General features: G+C 45.4%; 17 protein-coding genes. 5 read left to right on the forward strand and 12 right to left on the reverse strand.

Annotation, left to right across the window (positions count from 1 at the left end):
- Positions 1–15: 15 nt before the first annotated feature.
- From glmU to ABO04_RS06540, 10 genes are all read right to left on the reverse strand, one after another.
- Positions 16–1,392: a bifunctional UDP-N-acetylglucosamine diphosphorylase/glucosamine-1-phosphate N-acetyltransferase GlmU gene (gene glmU, locus ABO04_RS06495; protein ID WP_160809872.1), complete on the reverse strand. Its 1,377-nt coding sequence runs from the start codon at positions 1,390–1,392 to the stop codon at positions 16–18.
- A gap of 232 nt (positions 1,393–1,624) precedes the next feature.
- On the reverse strand, positions 1,625–2,047 hold the full coding sequence (locus tag ABO04_RS06500; protein WP_160809873.1) for a F0F1 ATP synthase subunit epsilon: 423 nt from the start codon (positions 2,045–2,047) through the stop codon (positions 1,625–1,627).
- A 25-nt stretch (positions 2,048–2,072) separates the two neighbouring features.
- Positions 2,073–3,455, reverse strand: coding sequence for a F0F1 ATP synthase subunit beta (atpD, locus tag ABO04_RS06505; protein WP_160809874.1), 1,383 nt, complete (start codon positions 3,453–3,455; stop codon positions 2,073–2,075).
- A gap of 30 nt (positions 3,456–3,485) precedes the next feature.
- Entirely contained in the window at positions 3,486–4,373 is an 888-nt protein-coding gene (gene atpG / locus ABO04_RS06510) for a F0F1 ATP synthase subunit gamma (RefSeq protein ID WP_160809875.1), read from the reverse strand.
- Positions 4,374–4,376: 3 nt separating this feature from the next.
- Positions 4,377–5,918 carry a F0F1 ATP synthase subunit alpha gene (gene atpA, locus ABO04_RS06515; protein WP_160809876.1) on the reverse strand — a complete coding sequence of 514 codons (1,542 nt, stop codon included), beginning with the start codon at positions 5,916–5,918 and terminating at the stop codon, positions 4,377–4,379.
- Between the two features lie 12 nt (positions 5,919–5,930).
- The gene (locus ABO04_RS06520; RefSeq protein ID WP_160809877.1) at positions 5,931–6,467 is read right to left on the reverse strand and encodes a F0F1 ATP synthase subunit delta; all 537 of its coding nucleotides are present in this window, start codon (positions 6,465–6,467) and stop codon (positions 5,931–5,933) included.
- A complete protein-coding gene (locus ABO04_RS06525) occupies positions 6,468–6,941 on the reverse strand; it encodes a F0F1 ATP synthase subunit B (RefSeq protein ID WP_160809878.1) in 474 nt (157 codons plus the stop codon).
- Between the two features lie 31 nt (positions 6,942–6,972).
- Positions 6,973–7,245, reverse strand: a complete 273-nt coding sequence (atpE, locus tag ABO04_RS06530; protein WP_160809879.1) for a F0F1 ATP synthase subunit C — start codon at positions 7,243–7,245, stop codon at positions 6,973–6,975.
- 42 nt (positions 7,246–7,287) lie between these two features.
- Positions 7,288–8,097 (reverse strand): F0F1 ATP synthase subunit A, encoded by an 810-nt coding sequence (gene atpB / locus ABO04_RS06535; protein WP_160809880.1) that lies wholly within the window; start codon positions 8,095–8,097, stop codon positions 7,288–7,290.
- Between the two features lie 30 nt (positions 8,098–8,127).
- A complete protein-coding gene (locus ABO04_RS06540; protein WP_160809881.1) occupies positions 8,128–8,508 on the reverse strand; it encodes an ATP synthase subunit I in 381 nt (126 codons plus the stop codon).
- Positions 8,509–9,162: 654 nt separating this feature from the next.
- On the opposite strand from ABO04_RS06540, the gene rpsF reads away from it, so the two are divergent.
- From rpsF to dnaB, 5 genes are all read left to right on the forward strand, one after another.
- A complete protein-coding gene (gene rpsF, locus ABO04_RS06545) occupies positions 9,163–9,591 on the forward strand; it encodes a 30S ribosomal protein S6 (protein WP_160809882.1) in 429 nt (142 codons plus the stop codon).
- Between the two features lies 1 nt (position 9,592).
- Entirely contained in the window at positions 9,593–9,901 is a 309-nt protein-coding gene (gene priB / locus ABO04_RS06550) for a primosomal replication protein N (protein ID WP_160809883.1), read from the forward strand.
- 80 nt (positions 9,902–9,981) lie between these two features.
- Positions 9,982–10,212 (forward strand): 30S ribosomal protein S18, encoded by a 231-nt coding sequence (rpsR, locus tag ABO04_RS06555; protein ID WP_205012760.1) that lies wholly within the window; start codon positions 9,982–9,984, stop codon positions 10,210–10,212.
- Between the two features lie 18 nt (positions 10,213–10,230).
- Complete coding sequence (rplI, locus tag ABO04_RS06560) at positions 10,231–10,686, forward strand: 50S ribosomal protein L9 (protein ID WP_160809885.1); 456 nt, start codon at positions 10,231–10,233, stop codon at positions 10,684–10,686.
- A 105-nt stretch (positions 10,687–10,791) separates the two neighbouring features.
- Complete coding sequence (gene dnaB / locus ABO04_RS06565; protein ID WP_160809886.1) at positions 10,792–12,189, forward strand: replicative DNA helicase; 1,398 nt, start codon at positions 10,792–10,794, stop codon at positions 12,187–12,189.
- Between the two features lie 19 nt (positions 12,190–12,208).
- Here dnaB and ABO04_RS06570 read toward each other — a convergent pair whose 3' ends face one another.
- Together ABO04_RS06570 and ABO04_RS06575 are read right to left on the reverse strand one after the other, a co-directional pair.
- Positions 12,209–13,708 (reverse strand): YifB family Mg chelatase-like AAA ATPase, encoded by a 1,500-nt coding sequence (locus ABO04_RS06570; RefSeq protein ID WP_160809887.1) that lies wholly within the window; start codon positions 13,706–13,708, stop codon positions 12,209–12,211.
- A 73-nt stretch (positions 13,709–13,781) separates the two neighbouring features.
- Complete coding sequence (locus tag ABO04_RS06575; RefSeq protein ID WP_160809888.1) at positions 13,782–14,084, reverse strand: accessory factor UbiK family protein; 303 nt, start codon at positions 14,082–14,084, stop codon at positions 13,782–13,784.
- Positions 14,085–14,148 lie beyond the last annotated feature (64 nt).

The raw sequence follows: 14,148 nt of genomic DNA on the forward strand, positions 1-14,148 counted from the left end.
TCTGCATAAACAGCATCAATCCTTGTTTTTTTCCGGTCGTTTCCAGCCAGCAATACTAATTTGTTTATTTCTGGATAATGTAAGTTGGCCTTCAGGCGTATCCCGTGTAATAGTAGACCCAGCACCGATTGTTGATCCCCTGGCAACCGTTACCGGAGCGATCAACTGCGAATCGGAACCAATAAACACATTATCTTCAATAACCGTTCTGTATTTAAAGGCTCCGTCATAGTTACAGGTAATCGTACCGGCACCAATATTAACCCGTTTGCCCATTTCAGTATCACCTATATAACTGAGATGATTAATCTTGCTCTCCGATGCTATACGGCTATTTTTAATTTCCACAAAATTTCCGACATGTACAGCATCGTCGAGTTGTGTCCCCGGCCGGACACGAGCATATGGTCCAACGCGACAATTCTTACCTACTTCCGCGTCTTCTAGCATGCTAAAAGGATGGACAATCGCTCCATCCGCAATAACCACGTTCCTAAGTATACAGTTTGCGCTGATCTTCACGTTATCACCCAAACGTACATTCCCTTCAAATACACAGTTGATATCAATTTCAACATTATTCCCACAAACCAGTTGACCACGTACATCAAAGCGCGCCGGATCAGCAAGCATCACTCCCTGCTCCATAAGTTTGTTAGCAATATCCTGTTGATGAACACGCTCCAAGACAGACAATTGAATTTTATCGTTCACACCCGATACCTCCCAATCAGATGCAGGACTGGAAGTTTCAATCCGAATTCCATCATTGACAGCCATCGCAATAATATCAGTAAGGTAGTATTCGCTTTGAGCATTGGCATTGCTTAGCTTATCGAGCCAGTTCTCCAGATACATATTTGGAAGAACCATGATTCCGGTATTGATTTCACGAATTTTTTTCTGTGATTGGGAAGTATCCTTCTCTTCTACAATTGCCTGGATGCAATTTGTCACAGGATCGCGCACAATCCGTCCATAACCGGTCGGATTATCCAACTCTACTGTCAGCAGAACAAGATTATCTTCACTTGATTTTTCAACCAGGGCCTTGAGCGTATCATGCTTTACCAGTGGTACATCGCCAAATAAAACTAGCGTCGCACCTTTATTACCAAGATAAGGTAATGCCTGTTTTACAGCATGCCCAGTCCCAAGTTGCTGAGCCTGTTCTACCCAAGTAAGATCAGAATCGTTACCAATCATTTGACGAACCAGCTCTCCGCGATATCCGTAAATCACACATATCTTTGCAGGAGACAGGGTGCGCGCAGCATCCAGAACATGGGATAAAATCGATTTTCCGGCCAACGGATGCAAGACCTTGGGCAAGGGTGAGTGCATCCTCTTGCCCATGCCAGCTGCCAATATCACAACATCAATTTGTAACACGTGTTTTAACCTTTTTGAATCACTTCACTGACCATTATTTATCCGTAAACCGGAAGCTCTTTACTTGTCCACATACTTATCACCAAAAACACATAATGGTCTTAGTGTACAGAAAGTGAGGCAGTCTAAATCACTAAACTGGATAGTAAAAACACCTGTATCCTATAAAAAAAGGGCGATTGTTGATCGCCCTTTTTAACTAAACTTGCTTATGAATGAATCAAAGAAATTTTTAGTGGCCTCTCTTTCTGAGCTTCCGAATGGCTGCTAACTGTGCTGTTGCCTCAATGAGTTCGGCCTGTGCACGCGCATACTCAATCTCTGAAATCTTGTTTTTCATGATCTCTTCTGCTTTCTGCTTGGCCTCCAAAGCCTTGGCTTCATCCAGATCTTTTCCACGTACTGCGGTGTCTGCCAGAATTGTTACAACATCTGGTTGTACTTCAAGCATTCCACCCGAAACATAAATTTCCTCGTCATCCTGAAGTGGTGCTTTTACCCGCACTACACCTGATTTAATACGAGTCAGCATAGGAGTATGCTGAGGATATATTCCTACCTCACCCATCACTGCCGGAGCAACAATGAATTCTGCAGGTCCGGAATATATCGATTCTTCTGTACTCACTATATCCAAGTGGAATATCGTGCCCATTGATTACCTGTAAAATAGATATTTATTATTGGAATGATTTGGCTTTTTCCAGCACTTCCTCAATTCCACCCACCATGTAAAAAGCCTGTTCAGGAATATCATCATACTCACCATTAACGATGCCTTTGAACCCTTTAATGGTTTCTTTCAATGAAACGTATTTTCCGGGCGATCCTGTAAAAACCTCGGCAACAAAAAATGGTTGCGAAAGGAATCTCTGTATTTTTCGAGCACGACTAACCGATAATTTATCTTCAGGTGAAAGTTCATCCATACCCAAAATAGCAATGATGTCACGCAGCTCTTTGTAACGTTGCAATGTTTGCTGGACTTCACGTGCTGTATTGTAGTGATCTTCACCGACAACCAGAGGATCCAGCTGGCGGGAAGTCGAGTCAAGCGGATCAACAGCAGGATAAATCCCAAGAGAAGCAATATCCCTCGACAACACCACAGTAGCGTCAAGATGGCCAAACGTCGTTGCTGGCGATGGATCAGTCAAATCATCAGCTGGCACATACACAGCCTGAATTGATGTAATTGAACCTGTTTTAGAAGAAGCAATTCTTTCCTGCAAACGTCCCATTTCTTCTGCAAGTGTCGGCTGATATCCAACTGCGGATGGCATACGCCCTAGTAACGCAGAAACTTCTGTTCCTGCCAGAGTATAACGATAAATATTATCCACAAAGAACAAAACATCGCGCCCTTCATCGCGAAAAGCTTCAGCCATTGTCAAACCAGTTAGAGCAACACGCAAGCGGTTTCCGGGCGGCTCATTCATTTGACCATAAACCAATGCCACCTTGTCCAGCACATTGGAATCTTTCATCTCATGATAGAAATCGTTTCCTTCCCGTGTCCTCTCGCCCACACCAGCGAATACCGAGTATCCACTATGTTCAATCGCAATATTACGGATAAGCTCCATCATGTTTACGGTTTTTCCCACACCCGCGCCACCAAAAAGCCCGATCTTACCTCCCTTGGCAAAAGGGCAAATCAGATCAATCACCTTAATCCCGGTTTCCAACAATTCTGTCGAAGCTGACAGTTCATCAAAAGCAGGAGCAGCCCGATGAATAGGCATTAATGATTCCGCACCAATTTCTCCCATTTCATCAATGGGCCTACCTAGGACATCCATGATACGCCCCAATGTCTTGGTGCCTACAGGAACCGATATCTGCTTTTGGGTATTGGTAACCATCATTCCTCGTCTCAGACCATCTGATGATCCGAGTGCAATTGTTCTGACAACTCCATCTCCCAGCTGCTGCTGTACTTCTAGTGTTAACTCCGATCCTTCCATTACCAGAGCGTCATATACTTTTGGTATTCCCTCTGGTGAAAATTCCACGTCGATTACCGCGCCAATGCATTGAACGATCTTTCCTTGATGGCTCATCACTTTTCCCTAAATACAAATTTACAATACTTAAACAGCCGCTGCTCCGCCAACGATTTCTGAAAGCTCCTTGGTAATAGCCGCCTGACGAGATTTGTTATAAATAAGTGTCAACTCGTCAATCAGATTACCCGCATTATCGGAAGCCGCTTTCATAGCAACCATCCTTGCTGATTGCTCGGAAGCCATATTTTCAGCAACTGCCTGATATACGAGTGCCTCCACATACCTGACCATAATATCGTCAATGACAGGCTTAGCCTCGGGTTCATAAATATAATCCCATGGAGCACGAGCAGGCTTAGCTTCTTCGTTACCATCACTTCCCATATGCGCGTCAGTCAATGGCAGAAGCTGTTCCATAACCGGTATTTGTTTCATAGTATTGACAAAACGATTATAGAAAATATACACCTTGTCGAACTGGTCATCCGTATAAGCATCCAGGACGATCTTGACCGCACCGATCAATTTTTCCATATTAGGCGCATCACCTAATCCGGTAACCTGTGAAATCACCCTTGTACCAAGACGGCTCATGAATCCCAGACCTTTGTTACCGATGCAGCAAACCTCTACCTGCTCTCCCTCAGCCCCCCAGATCCGGATTTCATTAAGAGCTCTACGCAACACATTGGTATTCAACCCGCCACATAACCCCTTGTCTGATGTCACAACAATAATTCCTATTCTTTTAACAGAATTACGATCAATCAGAAAAGGATGGCGATACTCAACGCTTGCCTTGCTCATATGTGCAGCCACATTACGAATCTTTTCGCCGTAAGGACGTGCTTTTTTCATACGGTCTTGTGCCTTTCTCATCTTAGAGGCAGCGACCATTTCCATCGCACGGGTAATCTTTTGCGTATTTTTAACGCTCTTGATTTTGTTTCGTATCTCTCTGCTGCTTGCCATCGGTCAGTATGTTCCGTTCTGCTTGAATTCCTGAATAGCCGCTTCTAATGCCTTTTCTGTTTCTGCATCAAGCTCCTTGGTCACCTCGATCTTATCCAGTATCGCAGCATGATGACTACGTACATGACTTTTCAATGCAGACTCAAAAGCAAGCGCGCGTTTAATATCCACATCATCAAAATAACCTTTATTCAACGCAAACAGCGTTAATGCCATCTCTGAAACCTTTAATGTAGCGTACTGTGCCTGCTTCATTAACTCGGTCGCCATTTTCCCACGTTCCAGCTGCTTACGTGTTGCTTCATCAAGATCAGAAGCAAATTGCGCAAAGGCGGCAAGCTCACGATATTGTGCCAATGCCAAACGTATACCTCCGCCCAATTTTTTAATCACCTTGGTCTGAGCAGCCCCTCCCACTCTGGAAACTGAAATACCCGCATTAATTGCCGGACGTATACCTGCATTAAACAAATCAGATTCAAGGAATATCTGCCCATCTGTAATTGAAATGACGTTAGTAGGCACAAATGCCGTTACATCACCTGCCTGAGTCTCGATAATAGGCAGTGCTGTTAGTGATCCTGTTTTTCCTTTTACTTTTCCACCAGTAGATTTCTCGACATAATCAGCATTGACTCTTGCTGCTCTTTCCAGTAAACGAGAATGAAGATAGAAAACGTCGCCCGGATAGGCTTCGCGACCAGGAGGTCGGCGCAACAGCAAGGAAATCTGACGATAAGCCCATGCCTGCTTAGTCAGATCATCATAGACAATCAGCGCATCCTGGCCCTTATCACGAAAATATTCACCCATGGTACAGCCAGAATAAGGCGCGATATATTGCATAGCTGCCGATTCAGAAGCAGAAGCCGCTACCACAATGGTGTACTCCATGGCACCGACTTCTTCCAGCTTGCGTACCACGTTTGCAATTGATGAAGCTTTTTGACCAATTGCAACATAGATGCAGATCATATTTTCATTTTTTTGGTTAATGATCGCATCAATTGCCACCGCCGTCTTACCCGTCTGTCGATCTCCAATAATCAGTTCTCGCTGCCCCCTTCCAACAGGAACCATTGAATCGATCGATTTCAAGCCGGTTTGCATCGGTTGATCAACTGATTTACGTGATATAACACCAGGAGCAATTTTTTCTATAGGCTCCATCCCCTGTGCAGCCACAGGCCCTTTACCATCAATCGGCTGCCCCAAAGCATTTACAACACGACCCAGCAGTGCCTCTCCTACAGGAACCTCAAGAATTCTGCCAGTACACTTTACAACATCCCCTTCTTTAAGATGCTCATAAGCGCCAAGGATAACTGATCCGACCGAATCACGTTCCAAATTTAACGCCAAACCATACGTCCCACCCGGAAATTCCAGCATCTCGCCTTGCATTACATCGGAGAGCCCATGTACCCGAACGATACCATCCGTCACTGACACAACCGTCCCTTGCGTACGAAATTCCGACGTAACGGAAAGCCCTTCAATTTTATTCCTGATTAACTCACTAATTTCTGATGGATTTAACTGCATTTTATATAACTCCTAGCTTTTGAGAGCCGCCGCCATAGCTTCCAGCTTTCCGGACACAGAACTGTCAATCACCTGGTCACCAATTTCAATTTTTACACCACCAATAAGCTCGCTATCCACATTTACCCGAGCTTTTACCTTATGCTGGAATTTCGCCTCAAGAACCGATATGAGCTTTTCCAGTTGATGCGACTCAAGAGGAAACGCTGACACTATTTCTGCCTCAAGTACACTCTCATATTGAGCCTTAAGCTGCTCGTACAGCTCGCCTATCTGCGGTAACACAAGCAGCCGCCCGTTTTCAATCAGCAATGAAATCAGGCGCCTGCCATCTTCGCTTAGTTTCTTGTCACAGACACTAAAAATAATTTCACGCAACTTTGCTGACGGGATTTGCGGATTACCGATTAAAGCACTTACCTGAGACTCCTGAATAACCGAGTTGACAATCCCAAGCATCTCCGACCAGGAAGACAAAGATCCACTTTCTTGAGCAAGTCTGAAAACTGCCTCTGCATAGGGTCGTGCAATTGTTATCGCCTCAGCCATTTATTTTAACTCTGTCTCTATTGATGCCAGTAAATCAGCATGAACTTTTGCACTCACTTCACGACGTAGAATTTTTGAAGCACCTTGCACTGCCAACCCTGCCACCTGTTGACGCAGAGATTCGCGTGCACTAAAAATTTCATGCTGAATTTCTGCTTTGGCTCCAGCCATAATCTTTTCGCCCTCAACCCGAGCGTTTTTTTTCGCTTCTTCTATAATATCCGAAGCTCTTTTTTCCGCCTGAATAACGATCTCACCTGCGCGTTGCTTGGCTTCCTTTAATACCTCTGATGACCGTTGACTGGCAAGTTCCAATTCCTTTTTGCCACGCTCACCCGCAGCCAAACCATCTGCTATTTTCTGTTGACGCTCCTCAATGGCACGCAACAAATACGGCCACACAAATTTTGTGGTAAACCATATAAATACGGAAAAAGCTATCGCTTGCGAGACCAATGTGAAATTTATATTCATAACAGCCCCTTATTTACATTCGGCAACCAATTTATTGAACAACAGCTAATAACGGATTACCAAATGCAAAAAGCATCGCCAAACCCACGGCAATAATAAATGAAGCATCAGTCAACCCCAACAACAAAAACACCTTCCCTTGCAAAGTAGGAATCATTTCAGGCTGACGCGCCGCACCCTCTAAAAATCGACCACACATCACACCCACACCGATACACGCACCCGCTGCACCCAAGCCGATCATTAATCCAATGCCAATTCCGGTGTATGCCTGAATCATTGCAAGAAATTGAACGTTCTCCATAATTTTTCCTTTAGCTCAAGTTAATAATAAAAATCTTATCAATTAATGTGACTCATGTGCCATGGAAAGATAAACCACAGCCAATATCATAAATATGAACGCATGCAACACTACGATCAGTATGTGAAAAATTGCCCAGCCAACACCAAGGACAGCTCCAAAAATTGTACCGGCAACCCCTGTTGCCGCCCACATGCCAAGCAACATGAAAATAATCTCACCCGCATACATATTCCCGAAAAGTCTTAAGGAATGAGACAAAGGCTTTGAGATGTACTCAATCAGGTTCAATAATAAATTAAATGGCCACAACACAGGGTTTTTGCCGAAAGGAGCGCAAAATAACTCTTTAATCCATCCGCCAAAGCCCTTCACCTTGATACTGAAGTAAATTGTCAATATCCAGATAGACAACGCAAGCGCAAAAGTCGTATTGACATCAGCTGTTGGCACACCTCGCCAGTTATGCAAACCGAATACATGCTCATAGATCCACGCCATAATATCGATAGGCAAAAAATCCATTGAGTTCAACAGCAGAACCCAGACAAAAATCGTTAATGCCGCAGGAGCAACAAAGGCATGCCGATTGCCATGAAATGTATTCTTCACCTGATCATCTATAAACTCTATTAGCAACTCGACAAAAGCCTGTGTTTTACTGGGAACTCCCGATGTAGCCTTCCTTACAACCATCCAGATAAAACCAAGACTGATCACACCGAGTATCAGCGACATCACCAGTGTATCGACATGCAGAACCCAGAACGACCCCTCTCCGAGGTCTACCGTCATATTTGTTAAATGATGCTGTATATAAGATGTTGGGTTTAACTCAGCTTCTGTTGACATCCACCTGCCTTTTGACGTTATTTGATATGCTCATTTAACACGAGGTTTCTCAGAAATAAACACTGCCATGCTTGATATCAGTACAGCAATAACAAATGAACCGATAAACATGACAGGCTTTAAATCTTTATATGCTGTAAATACGCTCCATAACAGCATCACTATTAAAAATATTTTTACAGCCTCCGCACGAAGTGCAGTGCGCAAAACATTGCCTGCCGAATATCCGCTATGCCTCGATATCAAAACTGCGTAAGCTCCTCCGGCAATCACACTGACAAACACACCAAGAAAACCAGAGAACGCGCCACTCACACCTGCCAACAAGCCACACACGATCATCGCCACAATCGCAAATGCCAGCTGCCAGAGCAGAATAATGCCAAGCGGCCTGTTCTTAATCAGAAACATAATCCAAGCGGATACTTCGAAAAATCAAAAAAGTGCAATGCCCCTAAAAAAGTGCGGCGATTCTACCTTGATCACCCTACCCAGTCAATGCGAACGAGAAATATCGGTAGAGCAATCATGTTTAAAACTGCCTGAAACTAGAATTTAGACGAGGTAGATTTTTATTATTTGATAATTAATCATAAAGAACGCTATACTTTTAATTATTCATCACTTTTCGAGTACTCGAGGTACTCAGGTTAAAACAAAACGCCTAAAGAATGGGATAATGACTATCGCTCCTTCGCGTCATTAGGACATTAGGAGAATGTAAGCGCAACTGCCTTGGAAATACCGGTTGAACTCATCACCCAATACTTCATATATTTCCGTGATTTAGATTACGTCAGCGTATTTACTTGCTTTGGATTCATTCGCATCGGAGTCTTCTCTCCTGTTTTCTGCAACTCCTGCACATACCCCAAAAAAGAAAGATCTAATTCTTTTTGAAATTTAGCCATTGATTAAGTAAAATTATCAAACCGCCGTTGAAAATGGCAGGTTTGTTGGCGCGATTCGATATGATGTCGACGCGTAAGTTTTAAGGTGATCCCTTGCCTTACTTTTTCGTTTTACACTGAAACGTTGCAAGAAGGCTTTATCCACAAGGAAATTATGAGACATTACGAAATTATTTTTATTGTTCATCCAGATCAGAGCGAGCAGGTATCCGCCATGGTTGAGCGCTACAGCAATACTATTACTGAAAAATCCGGTAAAATTCATCGACTTGAAGACTGGGGACGCAGGCAGCTCACCTATCCCATACAAAAACTACACAAAGCACACTATATCCTGATGAATATTGAATGTGATCAGGAGTGCCTCAATGAGCTGGAGCACAGTTTTAAGTTTAACGATGCTATTCTCCGTCATCTTACTGTTCGCATGCATGCTCCGGTCACAACACCTTCCCCCATGATGCAAGAAGACAAATCGAAACCGGATGAAAACAACAGAAGCGCCCCTCCCCGAACGAGAACAGCCAGTGACTCAACCAACGATACACAAACAGTAGCCGAGGAAAGCGATACCCAATCCTGACATGAAACTTCCGCTGAACCTGAATCAAGTAGTTATTGGTGGAAAAATTATTGATCTGAATACACCTCGCTATACCCCCGTGGGTATTATGATTACCGAGTTTAGACTCAGCCATGCTTCCAATCAGGAAGAAGCTGGCGCCCAGCGCAAGATTGAATTTGAACTTGCGGCAATTGCCATGGCGGGCATGGCTGAAAAAATTGCTTGCATGGGATCTGGCAGCAATGTCGAACTTACCGGTTTCGTTACAAAGAAGAATCGCTTAAGTAACCAGCTGGTTTTACATGTTCGTGATGCCAGAATCGTCTGAAAACAAATACCCAACCCATACGGAGAAATAATATGAGATTCTCAAGAAACAAGGATGCAAAAAACAAGATGAAGGATCGGATGGCAAACCGGCCTCTCTTCAAGCGCAAGAAATTTTGCCGATTTACTGCTGAAGGAATCAAAAATATAGATTACAAAGATGTTGATCTGCTGAAAGATTTTATCAGCGAAAATGGCAGGATTATACCGGCTCGTATTACAGGCACGCGCGCATATTACCAACGTCAGTTAAACGTAGCCATTGAACGTGCTCGCTTCCTTGCGTTATTACCCTATACTGATCAGCACTAAGCAATCGGGAGAAACAACATGCAAGTTATTTTGTTAGAAAAAATCGCTAAGCTTGGCTCACTGGGTAGTATCGTGAATGTCAAACCAGGATATGCCCGCAATTACCTGATCCCCCAGAAAAAAGCAAGGAGGGCAACCGAGAAGGTTATAGCTGAATTTGAAACACAACGTGCAGAACTGGAAAAGAAACAGGCTGATATTTTGGATGCGGCTGGCGCTCAAGCTGCAAAGCTGGATGGGTTGCTCATACAAATTTCCCAGAAAGCGGGTGTGGATGGCAAACTTTTCGGATCAGTCACCAGTGCAAATATTGCTGAAGAATTACGCAAACAGGAATTCGCCGTTGAAAAATCCATGATTCGTATGCCCGAAGGACAAATCAAGCAAGTGGGTGACTATACGGTTATTGTTGTACTGCATAGCGAAGTATCGTCTCATATTACTGTATCCGTACTGGGCGAAACAACAACCTGACACCCTGCTGGAGAAAAATCAAACCAAAAAAAGGACCGGAGCAGTCCTTTTTTTGTTTCTTCATCAGATACCCCTCGATCTTGCTGCTAGCCACTATCAATCCACATGAATCAATCCACTACCAACTTTATTCAAAACCTCGCTGATAATAGTATCTACAAACTTCCACCCCACTCCATCGAGGCTGAACAATCCGTCCTTGGCGGGCTCATGCTGGATAATCAGGCATGGGACAAACTAGCAGACATTATTATCGAGAGTGATTTTTATCGCCAGGATCATCAACTCATCTATCAACACATATGTCATCTTATAGAGCAGAGTAAGCCAGCAGATGTAATAACCGTTGCAGAATCGCTCGAAAATGCAGCTCAACTACAGCATGCGGGCGGATTAGCTTATATCGGCGCTATTGCACAAAACACCCCGTCTGCTGCCAATATCCGCCGTTATGCAGAAATCGTGCGCGAGCGTTCGATCATGCGCAAGCTGGCACAAGTCAGTACTCAGATAACAGACTCCGCTTATAATCCGGCAGGCCGCTCTGCGGGAAATCTGCTGGATGAAGCAGAAAGCAGGATATTCGAAATTGCTGAACAAAGCGCACACGGGAAACAAGGGTTTACTGATATACAGCCGTTGCTTAAGCAGGTAGTCGAACGGATCGAGATGCTCTATAACCGGAGCAATCCCAGCGACATCACCGGCATTCCATCCGGTTTCAATGACCTCGATCAGAAAACTTCCGGCTTTCAGCCGGGCGATCTAATCATCGTTGCCGGCCGGCCTTCTATGGGAAAAACAGCATTTGCGCTCAACATAGGCGAATACGTCGCGCTAGAAGCCGGTAAACCGGTTGCAGTCTTCAGCATGGAAATGGGCGGGGCACAGCTTGTCATGCGCATGCTGGGATCAATTGGCCGACTGGATCAGCACAAGGTACGCACTGGTCAACTGGATGACGATGACTGGCCAAGGCTAACACATGCGCTGGGGAAGTTGCATGATGCACCCATTTTCATTGATGAGAGCGCAGCACTGAATGCGCTGGAAGTACGTGCCCGCGCCCGACGCTTATATCGACAGCATGAAGGACTAGGATTGATCATTATTGATTACCTGCAGCTCATGTCAGCAGCTGCTTCCAGCAATGAAAACCGCGCTGCTGAAATTTCAGAAATTTCACGCTCACTGAAAGCGCTGGCAAAAGAATTACAGGTCCCCGTCATTGCTTTATCACAGCTGAACCGTGGCCTTGAGCAACGTCCCAACAAACGGCCGATTATGTCTGATTTACGTGAATCAGGGGCCATCGAACAGGATGCAGATGTTATTTTGTTTATTTATCGGGATGAAGTATATAACCCGGATACTCCGGACAAAGGTATTGCCGAAATTATTATCGGCAAACAGCGTAATGGGCCGATTGGTAAGGTTGATTTGACCTTTCTGGGTGAATTTACACGATTTGAAAATTGCGCCCGCTCCAGCGATTACTACTGATCAATTACTACCCAGATAATCAATTTATACCCATACGGCGGTACTGGATAGCTTCTGCCACATGTTTTCCCAGAACAGGCTCACTCCCCGATAAATCTGCAATGGTCCGAGCCAGCTTGAGTATTCTGTGGTAAGCTCGCGCTGAAATATTCAGCTGCGTCATGGCCCGCTCCAACATCTGTTTCCCTGCCGCATCCAGACGGCAATATTTCTCAATCTCCTGCACTCCCAGCTCTGAATTGGATACATGCTGCCGATCCAACTGCCGCTGCCGCGCAGCCACTGCCCTTGCCCGGATAGCAGTACTGGATTCTCCCGGGCCAGGATGCATTAAATCCTTTTTTGCTAGCATGGGCACCTCAATCTGAATATCAATTCGATCTAACAACGGACCGGAAATTTTGCTACGGTAACGCGCCACCTGATCAGGCGTACAGCGACACTTGCCATCATAATGCCCAAGATACCCGCACGGACACGGATTCATTGCGGCAATGAGCTGGAATCGGGCAGGAAAATCTGCCCGTCGTGTTGCACGTGAAATCGTAATATGGCCGGATTCCAACGGCTCGCGCAGCACTTCCAGCACACGCCGATCAAACTCAGGCAACTCATCGAGAAACAAAACGCCGTGCATTGCCAGTGAAATCTCGCCCGGGTGTGGAATACTGCCCCCACCAACCAATGCTACCGCTGACGCTGTGTGATGCGGTGCGCGGAAAGGACGGCATTTCCAGTGAGTTAAATCAAAACGACCACTTCCCAAGGACTGAATGGCAGCCGATTCCAGTGCCTCTTGCTCTGTCATGGGGGGCAGAATGCCTGGAATACGCCGGGCCAGCATGGTTTTTCCCGTACCCGGCGGGCCAATCATCAGCACACTGTGCCCGCCTGCTGCAGCAATCTCTAGTGCACGCCTGGCCTGCACCTGCCCCTTGACATCCCCCATATCCGGATAATTTTCTGATATCCGCTCTTCCAGCTCGACACGATAAGGTCGCCATGGCTCCTGACCAGTCAAATACGCACACAACTGTAACAGCGAAGCCACAGGATAGATGGTTGCTTCTTTGACCAGCGCCGCTTCACCGGCATTCTGCTCAGGCAGAACGAAACTGCGACCGGAGCGAGAAGCGCTATAAGTCATGGCCAGAGCCCCACGAATAGGGCGTAGCTGACCATCCAGCGACAACTCTCCCGCCCATTCGTATTGATCCAGTTTGTTTACAGGGATCTGTCCAGTCGCCGCCAGGATACCCAGTGCGATGGGCAAATCGAAACGTCCGCTTTCCTTGGGCAAATCAGCCGGTGCGAGATTAACCGTGATACGTCGAGCAGGAAATTTGAATCGTCCATTCTGCAGCGCAGCACGTACCCTGTCCTTACTCTCCCTGACTTCCGTTTCGGGAAGCCCGACAATAGTAAATTTTGGCAGGCCGTTGGCAAGATGCACCTCCACAGTCACCAGCGGTGCATCCATGCCACACAATGCGCGGCTATACAGAATAGCCAGCGACATAAAAGATGATGATCACAGCATGGAGAATCGGTACTTTACTGGCAAAAAATGCAACAAATCTCAGTGCTTTCTATCATTGGCCGGTCTTGAAATCAGAAGCATCCATCACATCCTCTACGGTGCCTTCAGCCACTGTGGATGGATGTATCTGCTGCTCCAGTCTGTTCACTTTTTCTTCCAGCTCTGCCAGCCTAATGCGAGTACGTTTGATCACTTCCTGCTGCACATCAAATTCCTCGCGCGTGACCAGATCCAGCCGGGAAAATACGCCTGACAGCATGACGCGCATATTTTTTTCGATATCCTTGGCTGGACTGCCGGCCAGAATTTCATTTACCTTGCTGCCGATTTCATCCAGTACATTCTTATTTAGCATTTCTTCTCTCCATTAAAATTTCGAAGCCTTGTAAGCGGTTTCCGAGATAAAATCTCATATTTTC

The organism is Nitrosomonas sp. HPC101, from assembly GCF_009833125.1.
Classification (GTDB): Bacteria; Pseudomonadota; Gammaproteobacteria; order Burkholderiales; family Nitrosomonadaceae; genus Nitrosomonas.

What these genes read in the sequence shown, in the direction of transcription:
- ABO04_RS06525 (WP_160809878.1), bottom strand. Translation starts at nt 6,941, where the DNA reads ATGAATATAAATTTCACATTGGTCTCGCAAGCGATAGCTTTTTCCGTA.
- atpG (WP_160809875.1), bottom strand. Translation starts at nt 4,373, where the DNA reads ATGGCAAGCAGCAGAGAGATACGAAACAAAATCAAGAGCGTTAAAAAT.
- ABO04_RS06500 (WP_160809873.1), bottom strand. Translation starts at nt 2,047, where the DNA reads ATGGGCACGATATTCCACTTGGATATAGTGAGTACAGAAGAATCGATA.
- ABO04_RS06575 (WP_160809888.1), bottom strand. Translation starts at nt 14,084, where the DNA reads ATGCTAAATAAGAATGTACTGGATGAAATCGGCAGCAAGGTAAATGAA.
- atpE (WP_160809879.1), bottom strand. Translation starts at nt 7,245, where the DNA reads ATGGAGAACGTTCAATTTCTTGCAATGATTCAGGCATACACCGGAATT.
- rpsF (WP_160809882.1), top strand. Translation starts at nt 9,163, where the DNA reads ATGAGACATTACGAAATTATTTTTATTGTTCATCCAGATCAGAGCGAG.
- dnaB (WP_160809886.1), top strand. Translation starts at nt 10,792, where the DNA reads ATGAATCAATCCACTACCAACTTTATTCAAAACCTCGCTGATAATAGT.
- ABO04_RS06540 (WP_160809881.1), bottom strand. Translation starts at nt 8,508, where the DNA reads ATGTTTCTGATTAAGAACAGGCCGCTTGGCATTATTCTGCTCTGGCAG.
- rpsR (WP_205012760.1), top strand. Translation starts at nt 9,982, where the DNA reads ATGGCAAACCGGCCTCTCTTCAAGCGCAAGAAATTTTGCCGATTTACT.
- atpA (WP_160809876.1), bottom strand. Translation starts at nt 5,918, where the DNA reads ATGCAGTTAAATCCATCAGAAATTAGTGAGTTAATCAGGAATAAAATT.
- ABO04_RS06520 (WP_160809877.1), bottom strand. Translation starts at nt 6,467, where the DNA reads ATGGCTGAGGCGATAACAATTGCACGACCCTATGCAGAGGCAGTTTTC.
- atpD (WP_160809874.1), bottom strand. Translation starts at nt 3,455, where the DNA reads ATGAGCCATCAAGGAAAGATCGTTCAATGCATTGGCGCGGTAATCGAC.
- priB (WP_160809883.1), top strand. Translation starts at nt 9,593, where the DNA reads ATGAAACTTCCGCTGAACCTGAATCAAGTAGTTATTGGTGGAAAAATT.
- ABO04_RS06570 (WP_160809887.1), bottom strand. Translation starts at nt 13,708, where the DNA reads ATGTCGCTGGCTATTCTGTATAGCCGCGCATTGTGTGGCATGGATGCA.
- rplI (WP_160809885.1), top strand. Translation starts at nt 10,231, where the DNA reads ATGCAAGTTATTTTGTTAGAAAAAATCGCTAAGCTTGGCTCACTGGGT.
- atpB (WP_160809880.1), bottom strand. Translation starts at nt 8,097, where the DNA reads ATGTCAACAGAAGCTGAGTTAAACCCAACATCTTATATACAGCATCAT.